Consider the following 15,417-nt stretch of genomic DNA (forward strand, 5'->3'; position numbering starts at 1 on the left):
TATATTGATCGACACCCCGGCTGTTCGCCCGTTACACGAAATAAGCGCGTGTCGTTGGCAGCATGACCGCGTGACCCAAGTGACCGAACGCAGCCCCTTGTTGTCGCAGGGCGAGCGGGGAGGCCCCGCCGTGCTGGTCTCCGCGGTGCTGCGCGGTGCCGTGGCGGCCGGGCTCGGCGTGGGCTCCCTCGCCGTCCTCGTCGCCGCGCTCTGGATCAGCTCACCGGCCCCGGACAGCGGTCCCGGCGAGGCGTTCCACACGGCGGCCGCTCTCTGGCTCCTCGCGCACGGCGCCGAACTGGTCAGGACCGAGACGCTGACCGGGGCCCCGGTACCGATGGGCGTCCTCCCGCTGCTGCTCGCCGTGCTGCCGGTGTGGCTGGTGCACCGGGCGGCCAGGGACGTGCTGGAGCCCGAGGAGGGGCGCGGGGTCCCGTCGCCCGGGGGCGCGTTCGCCTCGGTGACGGGCGGATACCTGCTGGTCGGGGGCGCGGTCGCCCTCTACGCGCGGGGCGCGTCGCTGTCCGCGCGGCCGCTCACCCTGATCCTCCCCGCCGCCCTCGTCGTGGCGGGCGCGGCGGCGGCCGGGGTCTGGACGGCCCGCGGGCGCCCGCTCGGGCCGCCGCCCTCGTGGGCGCCGGTGCGGCTGCACGAGGCGATGGCGCGCACCCGCTTCCTGCGGCGGGCCGACGCGGTGGTCCGGTCGGCGCTGGCCGGGACCGCGGTGCTGCTGGGCGGCGGCGCGCTGGTCGTCGCGTCGGCCCTGGTCTGGCACGCCGCGCCGGTCCAGGAATCGTTCCTCCGGCTCTCCGGCGACTGGGGCGGGCGCGTCGCCGTGCTCCTGCTGGCGCTGGGGCTCGTGCCGAACGCGGCGGTGTGGGGCGCGGCGTACGGGCTCGGCCCCGGGTTCGCCCTCGGCACCGGGGCGACGGTCACCCCGCTGGCCTTCACCGGGCACCCGGCCGTCCCCGACTTCCCGCTGCTGGCCGCGATGCCCGCACAGGGCCAGGGCGCCCCGCTGAACTGGGCGGCCGGGGCGGTTCCGGTGGCGGCGGCGCTGACGGTGGCCTGGTTCACCGTACGGAGAGCGGCACCGGTCCAGGGCGTACGAGAAGAGGCGTGGGGCCTGGGGGAGACCGCGCTCACCACCGCACTGGGGGCGGTGGGCTGCGGGCTCGGCACGGCGCTGCTGGCGGCGGCCGCCGGGGGACCGCTCGGCACGCACGCCCTGGCGGACTTCGGGCCGGTGTGGTGGCTCACCGGGGCGGCGGCCCTGGCCTGGGCGACGGTCATCGGCGTCCCGGCGGCCCTGCTGCTCCGGGCCTGGCGGCTGCGCGGGCGCACGAAGGAAGAGGACGACGAGCCGGCCACGGGGACCAGCCGGAAGGCCGCCGCGCCCGTAGCTCCGCCCGCGCCCGCGCCCGGAGCCGACGCGCCGGTGGCCGCCGGATCGCCGGCCGCCCCCCGCCGCCGCTGGTGGTCCCGCGCCGCCGGGGAGACCGTGCCGCGGCCCGAGGAGACGCCGGCACCCGCCGCCGTTCTCGTACCGCCGTCCGGCGGCGCCGACGAGGCGGACCCCGACGCGTACGACTTCCTGCCGATCGACCCCTGGCACGCGCGGACGCCGGCCGACGGGCCCCCGGCCCCGCACCCGACGGACGGCGACGCCCCCGCAGAGCCGGGTCCGGCCTGACCCCCGGGCACGGGGGCAGGCGGCCGTCGGCCGCCCGGTCGTCAGGGCGTCATCGGCGCGCCCACGGCGACGTCCGGGTCGCGGGGGCGGAGGAAGGCGGTACGGGGCAGTGAGCCGTCATCCCCCCGCAGGCCCTGCGCCCCGTGCGGGTCCTTCGAGCCGAGGTCGCTCAGGGACACATCCGGACCCGCCGCGTCCCAGGTGTTGCCCACCGAGCGGACGGCCGGGCCGGGCGCCGTCTCGTGGCCGTCGCCCCAGGCGGCGTTCCTCCTCGCGGTGCCCGTGGTGTCGGAGAGCCGGAAGCCGGCGATGCCGTTGTGGTAGGTGCTGTTGCGCTCCAGGGTCAGTGCCCCCGTGTTCCCCAGGTCGGTGAAGCCGTAGCCCTCGTTGTCCCAGGCGGCGTTGAACCGGGCGGTGTGCGCGGCGGTGACCGTGGTGTGGCCGCCGCCGAACGCGAAGCCGTTCCCGTTCCCGTAGGCCCAGTTGCGTTCCAGCAGTACCGCCCCGGTGAATCCGCCCAGATCGACGCCGTCGCCCTCGTTGCCCCAGGCGCGGCACCCTCGGACGGTGTTGCCGTCACCCGTTCCGAAGACGATCGCCAGGCCCGTGCTGTGCCCGTTCGCCTTGCGGTTGTCGTGGAAGTCGCTGTCGACGACCGTGTTGCCGACGGTGTCTTCGCCCCGCAGGGTGAGTCCGGACCCGCCGTTGTGATGCACGTTCAGGCCGTCGAAGACGTCGTGCGCACAGCCGTCGCACACCCATGCGTGGTTGCGGGCGCCCCGCACCTCCAGATTCCGTACGGCCCAGTGGTCGGCGCGCTGGACGACGGCCCACTCCCCGGCGGTCACCCCTGAGAGATCGAGCACCGGCCGTTCCCCGTGGCGCGCGGTCAGCGTGATGGGCTCGGCGGCGGTGCCGTCGGTGTCGAGGGCGAGGGGTTCGGCGGGCCGGTAGGTGCCGCCGCGCAGCACGATGCTCTGCCCCGGACGCACCAGTCCGGCCGCCTTGGCGACCGTGGCGTACGGGTGCGCGAGGCTGCCGTCGCCCCGTGCGTCCGAGCCGTCGGGTGCCACGTACAGTTCGGCCGCTCCGGCCGGGGAGGGGGACGGCGACGGGCTGCCGGCGGACGCCTCGGGGGCCGGGGCCGCCCTCGGCGCCACCTGGGCGGGGACGGCCGGACTCTCCTGCCGTCCCCAGGGCAGCAGGAGCGCGCCGAGGACCACCAGGGCCGCCGCCCCCGCGCCGGCCAGCAGCCGAGGCCGGGAATTCCGGACCGTGTGCGAGGCGAGTTCCGCCGCGGACCCGGGCGCCGTACCGGCCTGCCCCAGGAGGCGTCCGAGCCAGTCCAGCAGCGCCACGGGCACGGGCAGCGCGGCGATGCCGGGCAGCAGCCGCTCCGGCGGGATCAGCCCCTCGCGCCGGGAGCCGCAGGCCAGGCAGTCGCGGACATGCCGTGCCAGCCGCTTGCGCCACAGGCCGCTGGGCTGACCGTTCCAGCCCCGGGCGGCGGCGACGAGTCCGGGGCAGGGCGGCGCGGCGGAGAGCCCGCCCACGATGAGCCGGGAGATCTGCAGCCGCTCCTTCATCCGCTGCACCCGGACCGCGGCATGGGCGCGCGGCAGCCGCAGTGTGGCGGCCAGTTCACCGCGGGTCAGCACCCCGGCGGTCTCCTCCCACCACAGCGCGAGCAGACGGCGGTCACCGGCGTCCAGCCAGCGGGCGGCGTGGACGACGTCGCGGCGCTGGTCGGCGAGGACCAGCTCGGTGGCGCTCCGGTCCGCGAAGTCGGCCCGCGGGTCCGCGGGCTCGACCTCGTACTCCAGACCGGGCCGTACGCGGGCGAGGCGGTGGCGGCGCCGGTACTGCTGGATCTGCCGGTAGACGATCGCCACGGCCCAGGAGTGGAAGCGGTCGGGTTCCCGGAGTGCCGGCAGCCCCCGCACGATGTGCAGCATCACCTCCTGCACCTGGTCGTCCGTGTCGGCGTGACCGTCGAGGGCGCGTGCGACGATCCGGTGGACCAGCGGCAGGCAGCCGGTGAGCAGCGCCTCCAGGGCGGACCGGTCGCCGTCCTGGGCGGCCCGGACCAGTGACATCTCGTACGGCGTGGTGCCTCGGGGGCGGGGCTCACCGCCGTCGTGCGTGCCTCCTGGCGGAGGGTGGTCCATGGGTTCCGCTCCCTCGCACGTGTCCCTGCTGAACCGGTGTACGAAGTGGCCCCCCGGCCCGCGGCTGACGACCACTCACATCGGACGCGCGCCCTTCGGTCGTGGATTCTGACATGGCCACAGCCGTGCGTAAAGCAAGGGCTTTCTGAGATTTCTGTTATCCGTCACCCCCTCGCAGCACCTATCCCTTCGCCGCGGCACTCCCCGGCCGCAGGCACGTTCAGGTACCGCTCCGAGGAAGGGACGACAACCCATGAGATCCGAACCTCCACGTACGACCGCTCCCGGCGGCGCCCTCGCCGGGGTGGTGTCCGCACTGGCCGTGGTGGCCGGTGGGCTGGCCGTTTCGGTGTCGACGGCGGGCAGTGCTGCCGCGGCGGCGGTGCCGGCGGTTGATTCGGCGTACCAGCTGGTGGTGGCGAAGTCGGGCAAGTGTATGGATGTGCCGGGTGCTTCGCAGGTCGCGGGCGCGGAGCTTCAGCAGTGGGGTTGTACGGCGGATTCGCCGTGGCAGCAGTTCCGGCTGAAGTCGGCGAGCAGTGGTGTGTACACGCTGGTGAGCGAGAGCAGTGGGCAGTGCGTCGATGTGCCCGGTGGTTCCACGGTCAGCGGGGTGCGGGTCGTGCAGTGGGGGTGTGGCGCCGGCAAGACGAACCAGCAGTGGACGCTGACGCCGAGCCGTGACGACACCTGGCAGGTCGTCAACGTGAAGTCTGGGCTGTGTCTGTCCGACGAGCTGGCGTCGACCACCAACGGCACGGCGATCATCCAGGAGACCTGCACCCAGAACACCAACAAGCAGTGGACCTTCAAGCCCGTCGGGGAGCGGCCCACCGTCGCGGCCGACGGTTCGGGCACCTACCGCACCGTGCAGGCGGCGGTCGACGCCGTCCCCGCGGACAACACCCGGCCCGTCGACATCACCATCGCACCCGGCACCTACCGGGAGATCGTGCGCATCCCCGGCAACAAGCCCTACATCACGCTGCGCGGGCTGGGATCGGGGCCGTCCTCGACGGTCGTCGTCAACAACCACTCGGCCGGTGAGTACGGCACATCGGGCAGCGCCACCATGTTCGTGGACGGTCACGACTTCAAGGCCGTCAACCTGACCGTGTCGAACGACTTCGACGAGAGCTCCGCCTCCTCGGGCCACCAGGCCCTGGCCATGAGCCTGAACTCGGACCGTTCCGTGCTCGACAACGTACGGCTCCTCGGTGACCAGGACACTCTCCTGGTCAACAACTCGGCGCGGAGCTACGCGGTGAACTCCTACGTGGAGGGCACCGTGGACTTCGTCTTCGGCGGCGGCACGATCGTGTTCGACCGCTGCGACATCTACGAGAAGCGGTCCACCGGCGGCCCGATCACCGCAGCCAGCACGGATGCCGGCAAGAAGTACGGCTTCCTCTTCTACAGGTCGAACATCACCGGCGCGCCCGCCAACCGGACCCAGCTCGGGCGCCCGTGGCGCCAGGACGCCCAGGTCCTCTACCGCGAGTCGACGCTCGGCTCCACCGTCGCCACGGCCCAGCCCTGGATCGACATGTCGTCCGCGAGCTGGAAGAACGCCCGGTTCAGCGAGTACCGGAACACCGGTTCCGGAGCGGGCGTCAACAGCAACCGGCCGCAGCTGAGCGACGGCGCCGCCGCCGACTACACCCCCCAGAAGTACCTGGCGGGCAGCGACGGCTGGAACCCGGTCCGCTGAGCCCGGCCCCCCACCTTTCACCCGTGTACGAAGGAAGGCAGACATGAGACACAGCAGCATCCCGCGCGGTGTGTTCCGCAGGCGTGGTTCCGGCCGGATCGTGGCCGGGGTGGTTTCCGCTCTGGCCGTGGTGGCCGGGGGGACGGCCGTTTCGGTGACGTCGGCGGGTACCGCGCATGCGGCGGCGCTTCCGGCGGTGGAGACGGCGTATCAGCTGGTGGTGGCGAAGTCCGGCAAGTGCGTCGATGTGCCGGGTGCTTCGCAGGCCGATGGCGCGAAGCTGCAGCAGTGGAACTGCACGGAGGACTCGCCCTGGCAGGAGTTCAGGCTGAGGTCGGCGGGCACCGGTGTGTACACGCTGGTGAGTGAGAGCAGCGGGCGGTGTGTGGATGTGCCCGGCGGTTCCACGGCGAGTGGTGTGCAGGTCGTGCAGTGGGCGTGTGGCGCGGGCAAGACGAACCAGCAGTGGACGCTGACGCCGAGCCGTGATGACACCTGGCAGATCGTCAACGTGAAGTCGGGTCTCTGTCTGTCCGACGAGCTGGCGTCGACCACCAACGGGACGGCGATCATCCAGGAGACCTGCACCCAGAACACCAACAAGCAGTGGACCTTCACCCCCGTCGTCGGCAGTGGCGGACGGTCCTGGTCGGACACGGCCGACGGCTTCGCCTCCACCGGTGGCGGCACCACGGGTGGCGCGGCGGGCGCGACGGTCACCGTCAAGACCTACGCGGACCTGGTGAAGTACGCGGGCGCGGCCGAGCCGTACACCATCAAGGTGGCCGGTGCGATCACCGTCACCCCGTACGGCCGGGAGATCCCGGTCAAGTCGAACAAGACCGTGGTCGGGGTCGGCACATCCGGCCAGATCGTCAACGGCGGGTTCTTCCTGGGAGAGGGCACCCACAACGTCATCATCCGGAACCTCACCATCCGGGACACCCGGATGACCGAGGACGACCCGGACGACAAGGACTACGACTACGACGGCATCCAGATGGACACCGCGGACCACATCTGGATCGACCACAACCGCATCCAGCGGATGAACGACGGGCTCATCGACAGCCGCAAGGACACCAGCTACCTCACCGTGTCCTGGAACGAGCTCGGCGAGGTCAACAAGGCCTTCGGCATCGGCTGGACGGAGAACGTCACCGCCCGCATGACGATCCACCACAACTGGATCCACGACACCAACCAGCGCAACCCCAGCGTCGACAACGTGGCGCTGGCGCACCTCTACAACAACTACATGCAGAACATCACGTCGTACGGCAACCTCTCGCGCGGCAAGTCGAAGACCGTGATCGAGAACAGCTACTACGACCACGTGGCCAACCCGTACAACATCGACACCTCGGCCGCGTCGCTGACACAGTCCGGTTCCATCGTGGTCGACTCCAGCGGCAAGCAGCAGACCAACGGAACGACCTTCGACCCGCACAGCTACTACAGCTACTCCCTGGACGCCGCCAAGGACGTCCCGGGCCTGCTGAAGCAGTACACCGGCCCGCAGGGCAACATCGGCCAGTGAGCTCACGCGCCGGACCCCGCGTCACCGCGGGGTCCGGCGCCCGGAGCCGTTCTTCAGCGCTTGACGCCGAAGAACGGCTCCAGCGGCTTCGGGAGCAGGTCGTTGCAGGTCAGCTGGCCCGACTTGGTCAGGGCGTCGTTCACGCAGGTGTAGTAGTCGCGGTAGACCATCTGCACCGTGAACGTCGTCGCGACGATCGCCAGCGCGACCACGCCCGTCACCAGACCGCTCACCGCGGCCGTGGTCTGCTGCCGGCCCCCGCGCTGCGCGGCGAGGGTGTCCGGCGCGGGAGCGGTCCCGTCCGCCGTACCGGGAGCGGCGGGGCCCTCCGCCGTGCCACCCGCCACCGGCGGCTTCGGCTTGGCGCGCAGCGCGCTGACCGCCCAGTACGTGGCGAGCGCGCCGAGCAGCAGAGCGATCTCCGAGAAGTCGAAGATCGCGAAGAAGAAGGCCCACATGCCGGAGAGCAGCGCGTAGCGGGCGCGGCGCTGGATGGGGTCGGTCGGGTCCCAGCGCGGACCGGCCGGGGGCCTCTCCGTACCGCCGGGACCGGTGGGACGCCCGCCGAAGGAGCCGTTCTGGCGGCCGGGCTGCTGACTGCTCCACTGACTGCCCCACGCGGGCCGGTCGTCCGACGACCCGCCCTCGGGCCGGTCGTCGCCGCCGTTCGCCCGGCCGTCCGGGGAGCCGGACGGGTGGCGCGGCTGCCAGGGCTGGTCGGGCCGGCCCTCGGGCGGCGGCGCGAAGGGATTGTCGTCGTCCGGCTTCCCGGAGGAAGCGGAGGAGCCGGAGGAGGACGAGGAGGAGCGCTCGCGCATCAGCACGGCGGCCCGCTCGGGCAGGGGCTGGCGGAAGGCGGTGCGGCGTCGGTCCGGCATGTGGTGAACGTCTTCCCCATCTCGTCGTTTCCGCCCGGCGGACGGTTCGCTGCCCCTGACGCTACCTTCCGGCGAGGAGGGGCCGAAAGCGGGGAGCGCGGGGGCCCGTCACCCCCGTCAGGCAGGGGCGTGGCGAGGTGCCGGTATCGTTGCTGACGGTCGGCCCGTTCGTAGAGTTCCCCGTATGGGGGAGTGTGCTCCTTTCGTACGACCGTACAAATCGCAGGCCGCCGCCCCGGTGCCGTGGTGGCGGGCCGGCCGCTTCGAACCGCTCGCACGCGAGAAAGGGCCCAGCCGTGGCCTCCCCGCTTCCTTCCGCCGCCCCGGCCCGTGTGGTCGTCCTGGTCTCCGGTTCCGGTACGAACCTCCAGGCCCTGCTCGACGTGATCGGTGACGATCCCGAGGGCTTCGGCGCCCGGATCGTCGCGGTCGGCGCCGACCGCGACGGCATCGCCGGCCTGGAACGGGCCGAGCGCGCCGGGCTCCCCACCTTCACGTGCCGGGTCAAGGACCACGCCACCCGCGAGGAATGGGACGCCGCGCTCGCCGAGGCCACCGCCGCGCACCGGCCGGACCTCGTGGTGTCGGCCGGGTTCATGAAGATCGTGGGCAAGGAGTTCCTGGCCCGGTTCGGCGGCCGGTTCATCAACACCCACCCCGCCCTGCTCCCCAGCTTTCCCGGTGCCCACGGCGTGCGTGACGCGCTCGCGTACGGCGTGAAGGTCACCGGGTGCACCGTCCACTTCGTCGACGACGGCGTCGACACCGGTCCGATCATCGCGCAGGGCGTGGTCGAGGTGACCGAAGAGGACACCCCGGAGGGCGAAGCGGCCCTCCATGAACGCATCAAGGAAGTCGAGCGCAAGCTGCTCGTCGAGGCCGTGGGGCGGCTCGCCCGTGACGGCTATCGCATTGAGGGACGAAAGGTTCATCTCGGTCATGTCGGAGAATAAGCCCATCCGCCGCGCCCTGGTCAGCGTCTACGACAAGACCGGCCTCGAAGAACTCGCCCGCGGTCTGCACGAGGCGGGTGTCGAACTGGTCTCCACCGGGTCCACCGCCGGAAAGATCGCCGCCGCCGGCGTCCCGGTCACCAAGGTCGAGGAGCTGACCGGCTTCCCCGAGTGCCTCGACGGCCGCGTCAAGACGCTGCACCCCCGCGTCCACGCCGGCATCCTCGCCGACCTGCGCCTCGACGCGCACCGCGAGCAGCTGGCCGAGCTGGGCGTCGAGCCGTTCGACCTGGTGGTCGTCAACCTGTACCCGTTCAAGGAGACCGTCGCCTCCGGCGCCACCGCCGACGAGTGCGTCGAGCAGATCGACATCGGCGGCCCGTCGATGGTCCGCGCCGCCGCCAAGAACCACCCCTCCGTGGCCGTGGTCACCAGCCCGGAGCGTTACGCCGACGTGCTCGCCGCGGTCCGGACGGGCGGCTTCGACCTGACCGCCCGCAAGCGGCTCGCCGCCGAGGCGTTCCAGCACACCGCCGCCTACGACGTGGCCGTCGCCGGCTGGTTCGCCGCCGACTACGCCGCCGCCGACGACTCCGGCTTCCCGGACTTCTTCGGTGCGACGTACGAGCGCCAGGACGTCCTGCGCTACGGCGAGAACCCGCACCAGCCCGCCGCGCTCTACACCTCGGGCACCGGCGGCCTGGCCGGCGCCGAGCAGCTGCACGGCAAGGCGATGTCCTACAACAACTACACGGACACCGACGCCGCCCGGCGCGCCGCGTACGACCACGCCGAGCCGTGCGTCGCGATCATCAAGCACGCCAACCCGTGCGGCATCGCCATCGCCGACGACATCGCCGAGGCACACCGCAACGCGCACGCCTGCGACCCGCTGTCGGCGTACGGCGGCGTCATCGCCGTCAACCGTCCCGTGACCGTCGCCATGGCCGAGCAGGTCGCGGAGATCTTCACCGAGGTCATCGTCGCCCCGGCGTACGAGGACGGTGCGGTCGAGATCCTGGCGCGCAAGAAGAACATCCGCGTGCTGCGCTGCCCCGAGGCCCCGTCCGCCGAGGTCGAGGTCAAGCCGATCGACGGCGGTGCGCTGCTCCAGGTCACCGACCGGCTCCAGGCCGAGGGCGACGACCCGGCCAACTGGACGCTCGCCACGGGCGACGCGCTCTCGGCCGACGAGCTGAAGGAGCTCGCCTTCGCGTGGAAGGCGTGCCGGGCGGTCAAGTCCAACGCCATCCTGCTCGCCAAGGGCGGCGCCTCGGTCGGCGTCGGCATGGGCCAGGTCAACCGGGTCGACTCCGCGAAGCTGGCCGTCGAGCGCGCGGGCGAGGAGCGGGCCACCGGTTCCTACGCGGCGTCCGACGCCTTCTTCCCGTTCCCGGACGGGCTGGAGATCCTGACCGCCGCCGGCGTCAAGGCCGTGGTCCAGCCGGGCGGTTCGGTCCGCGACGAGCTGGTGGTCGAGGCCGCGAAGAAGGCCGGCGTGACGATGTACCTCACGGGCACCCGGCACTTCTTCCACTGAGCCGGTTCGTCCCCGTAACACGCCCGAGGGCCGTAACCCCACGCGATGCGCGTGCGGTTACGGCCCTCGGGTCTTGTCCGGCGGGGGTCAGCCGACGCGGACCACGACGCTGGAGCAGACCTTGTCCGCGAACGTCTGGTTCTTGTCGTCCCACAGCGGCCACAGCCAGCCGAGGTAGCAGGCGATGCTGTCCAGGAAGTGCGCGATGTTGCGGACGAAGGCCATGCCGAAGCCGAGCGGCCGGCCGTCGGCCTCGCGCAGCAGGCTGATGCCGAGGGCCTTCTTGCCGATGAACTGGCCCGTCGTGCCCTCCTTGTACAGCTTGAACAGGCCGAGGCCGATGCCGATGAGGACGCCGAGCACCGCGAGGCCGCTGCCCACGCCGCCGCCCACACCCGCGCCGATGCCGATGACCAGCCCGTACGGGATGCCGATGACGAGGCCGTCGATCACGACCGCGCCGACGCGCCGCCACCAGCCGGACAGCGGCGGGCGGGCACCGTAGCCGGGCTGCTGGCCGTAGTCGCCGCCGGGCACCGGCGGGGCCGCCGGGTAGCCGTAGCCCTGCTGCGGCACGCCCTGGGGGGCCTGCGGGTAGCCGTAGCCCGGCTGCTGCGGCTGACCGGGCTGCTGCCCGTAGGGGTTGTTCGGGTTCGGGTCGCCGAAGCTCATGGGCGTTCCTCCAACAGATGTACGGGGACGGTGCGGCCGCGCGGAGGAAGAGAAAACGTCAGCGGTCCAGACCCCCCGGTAACTGCTGCGGCACAGCGGCCTTCATCGTTATAAGCGGTTAGTACGTTTGTCCAGCCGCGGTTCAAGAAGTTGTCCAAGTGCAACCTTGCGTCCACGCCTGGTACCTGATTGGTCCGAGGGCGGGGTCATCCGGGAGTATGGGGACCATGACTGCCCAGATTCTCGATGGCAAGGCCACCGCAGCCGCGATCAAGTCCGATCTGACCGCCCGCGTGGCGGCCCTCAAGGCCCGGGGCGTCACGCCCGGCCTGGGAACCCTGCTGGTCGGGGACGACCCGGGCAGCAGGTGGTACGTGAACGGCAAGCACAAGGACTGCGCCCAGGTCGGCATCGGGTCCATCCAGCGCGAACTCCCGGACACCGCCACGCAGGAGGAGATCGAGGCCGTCGTCCGCGAGCTCAACGCCGACCCCGCCTGCACGGGCTACATCGTGCAGCTTCCCCTGCCCAAGGGGATCGACACCAACCGCGTCCTGGAACTGATGGATCCGGCCAAGGACGCCGACGGCCTCCACCCGATGAACCTCGGCCGCCTCGTGCTCAACGAGACCGGCCCGCTGCCGTGCACCCCGCAGGGCGTCGTCCAGCTCCTGCGCCACCACGGCGTCGAGATCAACGGCGCCCACGTCGTGGTCGTCGGACGCGGTGTCACCATCGGGCGGTCCATCCCGCTGCTGCTGACCCGTAAGTCGGAGAACGCCACGGTGACCCAGTGCCACACCGGCACCCGGGACCTGGCCGCCCACCTGAAGCAGGCCGACATCATCGTCGCCGCCGCGGGCGTGCCGCACATCATCAAGCCCGAGCACGTGAAGCCCGGCGCGGCCGTCCTGGACGTCGGCGTCAGCCGCGACGAGAACGGCAAGATCGTCGGCGACGTCCACCCCGGCGTGGCCGAGGTCGCCGCCTGGATCTCGCCGAACCCGGGCGGTGTCGGCCCGATGACCCGCGCCCAGCTGCTCGTCAACGTGGTCGAGGCCGCCGAGCGCGACGCGGCTGCCGTCTCCGCCGGCTGACCCCGTGGGTGCTGGTACGAGCCCGGACACCGGCTCCACCGAGGCGGCCCCCGACGCCGCCCCCGCCGCGACGCGGCGGTCCCGGCGGTTCTCGCTGACCCGGGACACCGCGCGGCCCGAGGGCGGCGGGCGGGCGGCCGGCGGGGACGCGCCGGCCCCGGCCCGGCAGTGGCCGCTGCTCGCGGTGCTCTGCACGGCCGGCGCCGGACTGCTGATCGTGGCGGCCGATCCGTTCGAGGAAGCCTTCCGCGTCGGGACGATACTGATCGGTGTCGCCCTGGTGCTGGGAGCGGTCCTGCGCGTGACCGTCCGGTCGGTGGGCATGCTCGCGGTGCGGTCCCGCTTCACCGATCTGGTGACGTACGGCCTGCTCGGCGTCCTCATCGTGCTGCTCGCGCTGGTCGCGCAGCCGGAGCCGTGGCTCGACATCCCGTTCCTGGAGGACGCGGTCCACTTCACGGTCCGCTGACCCGCGCTCCGAGAAGGAGCGGAAGAACCGGTGGCCGTCCCCTCCCCCGAGAAGGGACGGACACCGGAGTCGGGGGCAACCCCGGAGCGCGAAGCTCCCGAAGCGGCGGCTGAGCGGCCTTGCCCCGTCCTGCTTCCAGCCTTGTCGACGGCCCCCACCCGTTCAAGGGACGGCTTGCCCCTGTGGCACGGAAGTGACCATTCCGCCATGGTGTGATCGACAGGCAACGGGGGCCGGGCGGCCGTGGGGTTCCGGGTCGGATAGCCTGGCCGACGGATATCTCTTCACATCAAGATTCAGGGAGATGTCCCGCACCAGGGGCCAGGAGCCCGGACCGCCAGCTGTCTAACGGAGATCGCCATGACCCGCACTCCCGTGAATGTCACCGTGACCGGCGCAGCCGGCCAGATCGGCTACGCGCTGCTCTTCCGCATCGCCTCCGGCCACCTGCTCGGCCCGGACGTGCCGGTCAACCTGCGTCTCCTGGAGATCCCCCAGGGGCTGAAGGCCGCCGAGGGCACCGCCATGGAGCTCGACGACTGCGCCTTCCCGCTGCTGCGCGGCATCGAGATCACCGACGACGCGAACGTCGGCTTCGACGGTGCGAACGTCGCCCTCCTCGTCGGCGCTCGGCCCCGCACCAAGGGCATGGAGCGCGGCGACCTGCTCTCCGCCAACGGCGGCATCTTCAAGCCGCAGGGCAAGGCGATCAACGACAACGCCGCGGACGACATCAAGGTCCTCGTCGTCGGCAACCCGGCCAACACCAACGCGCTCATCGCGCAGGCCGCCGCCCCGGACGTCCCGGCCGAGCGCTTCACCGCGATGACCCGCCTGGACCACAACCGCGCGATCTCGCAGCTGGCCGCCAAGACCGGCGCCGCCGTCTCCGACATCAAGAAGCTGACGATCTGGGGCAACCACTCGGCCACCCAGTACCCGGACATCTTCCACGCCGAGGTCGCCGGCAAGAACGCCGCCGAGCTGGTCGACGACGAGGCGTGGCTGGCCGACTCCTTCATCCCGACCGTCGCCAAGCGCGGCGCCGCGATCATCGAGGCCCGTGGCGCGTCCTCCGCCGCCTCCGCCGCCAACGCCGCCATCGACCACGTGTACACCTGGGTCAACGGCACCGCCGAGGGCGACTGGACCTCCATGGGCATCCCGTCGGACGGCTCCTACGGCGTGCCCGAGGGCATCATCTCGTCCTTCCCGGTCACCACGAAGGACGGAAAGTACGAGATCGTCCAGGGCCTGGACATCAACGAGTTCTCCCGTGCGCGCATCGACGCCTCGGTCAAGGAGCTCACCGAGGAGCGCGACGCGGTCCGCGAGCTCGGCCTCATCTGATCCACACACACGACGCCCCCGGCAGCCGCGAAGCTGCCGGGGGCGTCGTGCGTGTCACGCGGTCAGAGTCCGGCCGCGATCTCCCGCACCGCGGCCATGGCCCGGCGCTGGAGCCCCGGCCCGAAAGTGATCCGGGTCGCCCCCAGCTCACCGAGGCGGCCCGGCCCCGGCCCGTCCGGGCGGGCCAGCGCGTTCAGCGGCAGCCCGGGCAGCGCACCGGCCAGCGGTCCGAACACCTCGGGCGGGGCCAGGATCGGATAGACGCAGTCCGCGCCCGCGGCCGCGTAGAGCCGCGCCCGGCGCAGGGTCTCCGCCGCCGGGTCCACCCCGTCCGGGACGCCCGTGACGTAGGTGTCGATCCGGGCGTTCACGAAGAGCGCGTCCCCGGCCGCCGCCCGCACCGCGGCCAGCCGCTCCGCCTGCGCTCCGGCGTCCAGCAGGATCCCGTCCACCGTGTCCTCCAGGTTGCAGCCGACCGCCCCGGTCGCGAGCAGCCGCTCCACCAGCTCGCCGGGCGCCAGCCCGTACCCGGCCTCGACATCGGCGGAGACCGGTACGGAGACGGCCCGGGCGATCCGCGCCACCGCCGCGAACATCTCGTCGGCGGGCGTCGAGCCGTCCTCGTAACCCAGGGACGCGGCGACCCCCGCGCTCGGCGTGGCGAGCGCGGGGAAGCCGGCCTCCGCGAAGGCACGGGCGCTCGCGGCGTCCCACGGGCCGGGGAGGACCAGCGGGTCGCCGGGGGCGCGGCCGTGGTGCAGGACCCGCAGGCCCGACGCGGTCACCGGGCCGCTCAGCCGTGGTCGCCGGGCGTGTAGTGGCCCGGCACCATGCGGGTGGACACGGCGAAGCGGTTCCAGGCGTTGATCGTGATGATCGCGGCGATGAGGTGGGCCAGCTCCTCCTCGCCGAAGTGCTTCGCGGCCCGTGCGTACACCTCGTCCGGCACGAAGCCGTCGGTCAGCACGGTCACCGCCTCGGTCAGCTCGATCGCGGCGATCTCCTTCGGCGTGTAGAAGTGCTGCGACTCCTCCCACGCGCTGAGCTGGATGATCCGCTCCAGCGACTCGCCCGCCGCGAGCGCGTCCTTGGTGTGCATGTCCAGGCAGAACGCGCAGTGGTTGATCTGCGAGGCGCGGATCTTCACCAGCTCGGCGGTCACCGGGTCGATGCCCCTGCGGGAGGCGGCGTCGAGGCGGGCCATCGCCTTGTAGACGTCGGGAGCGTGCTGCGCCCAGGCCAGACGCGGGGTGTGCTCGGGGCAGTAGCCGGAGGTGTCGTTGCTGTTCTCGTTCGTCGTCATGCCCTCAACGTTACGGGGAGAGTGGCGCACCGGTATGGTCCAT

Annotated in this window: 12 protein-coding genes and 1 pseudogene; 8 read left to right on the top strand and 5 right to left on the bottom strand. The window is 72.2% G+C overall.

Annotated features, from left to right (window positions below; genetic code table 11):
• Positions 1–79: 79 nt before the first annotated feature.
• Positions 80–1,693 carry a cell division protein PerM gene (locus ACZ6C6_RS17935; RefSeq protein ID WP_469204026.1) on the top strand — a complete coding sequence of 538 codons (1,614 nt, stop codon included), beginning with the start codon at positions 80–82 and terminating at the stop codon, positions 1,691–1,693.
• Between the two features lie 41 nt (positions 1,694–1,734).
• On the opposite strand, the gene ACZ6C6_RS17940 is transcribed toward ACZ6C6_RS17935, so the two are convergent.
• Positions 1,735–3,861, bottom strand: a complete 2,127-nt coding sequence (locus ACZ6C6_RS17940; RefSeq protein WP_469203752.1) for a sigma-70 family RNA polymerase sigma factor — start codon at positions 3,859–3,861, stop codon at positions 1,735–1,737.
• 253 nt (positions 3,862–4,114) lie between these two features.
• On the opposite strand from ACZ6C6_RS17940, the gene ACZ6C6_RS17945 reads away from it, so the two are divergent.
• A complete protein-coding gene (locus ACZ6C6_RS17945) occupies positions 4,115–5,572 on the top strand; it encodes a pectinesterase family protein (protein WP_469203754.1) in 1,458 nt (485 codons plus the stop codon).
• 43 nt (positions 5,573–5,615) lie between these two features.
• Positions 5,616–7,112 (top strand): RICIN domain-containing protein, encoded by a 1,497-nt coding sequence (locus ACZ6C6_RS17950; protein ID WP_469203756.1) that lies wholly within the window; start codon positions 5,616–5,618, stop codon positions 7,110–7,112.
• A 53-nt stretch (positions 7,113–7,165) separates the two neighbouring features.
• Here the strand turns inward: ACZ6C6_RS17950 and ACZ6C6_RS17955 are convergent, their stop codons facing one another.
• Complete coding sequence (locus ACZ6C6_RS17955) at positions 7,166–7,990, bottom strand: hypothetical protein (RefSeq protein ID WP_469203758.1); 825 nt, start codon at positions 7,988–7,990, stop codon at positions 7,166–7,168.
• Between the two features lie 296 nt (positions 7,991–8,286).
• On the opposite strand from ACZ6C6_RS17955, the gene purN reads away from it, so the two are divergent.
• Positions 8,287–8,943: a phosphoribosylglycinamide formyltransferase gene (gene purN / locus ACZ6C6_RS17960; RefSeq protein WP_161211252.1), complete on the top strand. Its 657-nt coding sequence runs from the start codon at positions 8,287–8,289 to the stop codon at positions 8,941–8,943.
• Positions 8,930–10,483 carry a bifunctional phosphoribosylaminoimidazolecarboxamide formyltransferase/IMP cyclohydrolase gene (gene purH / locus ACZ6C6_RS17965; RefSeq protein ID WP_469203760.1) on the top strand — a complete coding sequence of 518 codons (1,554 nt, stop codon included), beginning with the start codon at positions 8,930–8,932 and terminating at the stop codon, positions 10,481–10,483. The genes purN and purH overlap by 14 nt, the downstream gene beginning before the upstream one ends.
• A gap of 87 nt (positions 10,484–10,570) precedes the next feature.
• Here purH and ACZ6C6_RS17970 read toward each other — a convergent pair whose 3' ends face one another.
• Positions 10,571–11,155: an RDD family protein gene (locus ACZ6C6_RS17970; protein WP_469203762.1), complete on the bottom strand. Its 585-nt coding sequence runs from the start codon at positions 11,153–11,155 to the stop codon at positions 10,571–10,573.
• A 227-nt stretch (positions 11,156–11,382) separates the two neighbouring features.
• Here ACZ6C6_RS17970 and ACZ6C6_RS17975 point away from each other — a divergent pair, with 227 nt between their 5' ends.
• The 3 genes and pseudogenes from ACZ6C6_RS17975 (at position 11,383) to ACZ6C6_RS17985 (ending at position 14,071) form a co-directional block, all read left to right on the top strand.
• Positions 11,383–12,252, top strand: coding sequence for a bifunctional methylenetetrahydrofolate dehydrogenase/methenyltetrahydrofolate cyclohydrolase (locus ACZ6C6_RS17975; RefSeq protein WP_164399210.1), 870 nt, complete (start codon positions 11,383–11,385; stop codon positions 12,250–12,252).
• Between the two features lies 1 nt (position 12,253).
• A pseudogene (locus ACZ6C6_RS17980) lies at positions 12,254–12,721 on the top strand (DUF3017 domain-containing protein); the annotation flags it as partial.
• Between the two features lie 360 nt (positions 12,722–13,081).
• On the top strand, positions 13,082–14,071 hold the full coding sequence (locus ACZ6C6_RS17985; RefSeq protein WP_469203764.1) for a malate dehydrogenase: 990 nt from the start codon (positions 13,082–13,084) through the stop codon (positions 14,069–14,071).
• Positions 14,072–14,133: 62 nt separating this feature from the next.
• Here ACZ6C6_RS17985 and ACZ6C6_RS17990 read toward each other — a convergent pair whose 3' ends face one another.
• Both ACZ6C6_RS17990 and ACZ6C6_RS17995 read right to left on the bottom strand, forming a co-directional pair.
• Positions 14,134–14,856, bottom strand: coding sequence for an isocitrate lyase/PEP mutase family protein (locus ACZ6C6_RS17990; RefSeq protein WP_469203766.1), 723 nt, complete (start codon positions 14,854–14,856; stop codon positions 14,134–14,136).
• 8 nt (positions 14,857–14,864) lie between these two features.
• On the bottom strand, positions 14,865–15,374 hold the full coding sequence (locus tag ACZ6C6_RS17995; RefSeq protein ID WP_469203768.1) for a carboxymuconolactone decarboxylase family protein: 510 nt from the start codon (positions 15,372–15,374) through the stop codon (positions 14,865–14,867).
• Between the last annotated feature and the right edge of the window lie 43 nt (positions 15,375–15,417).

It is taken from the genome of Streptomyces sp. NPDC041814 (assembly GCF_055590565.1).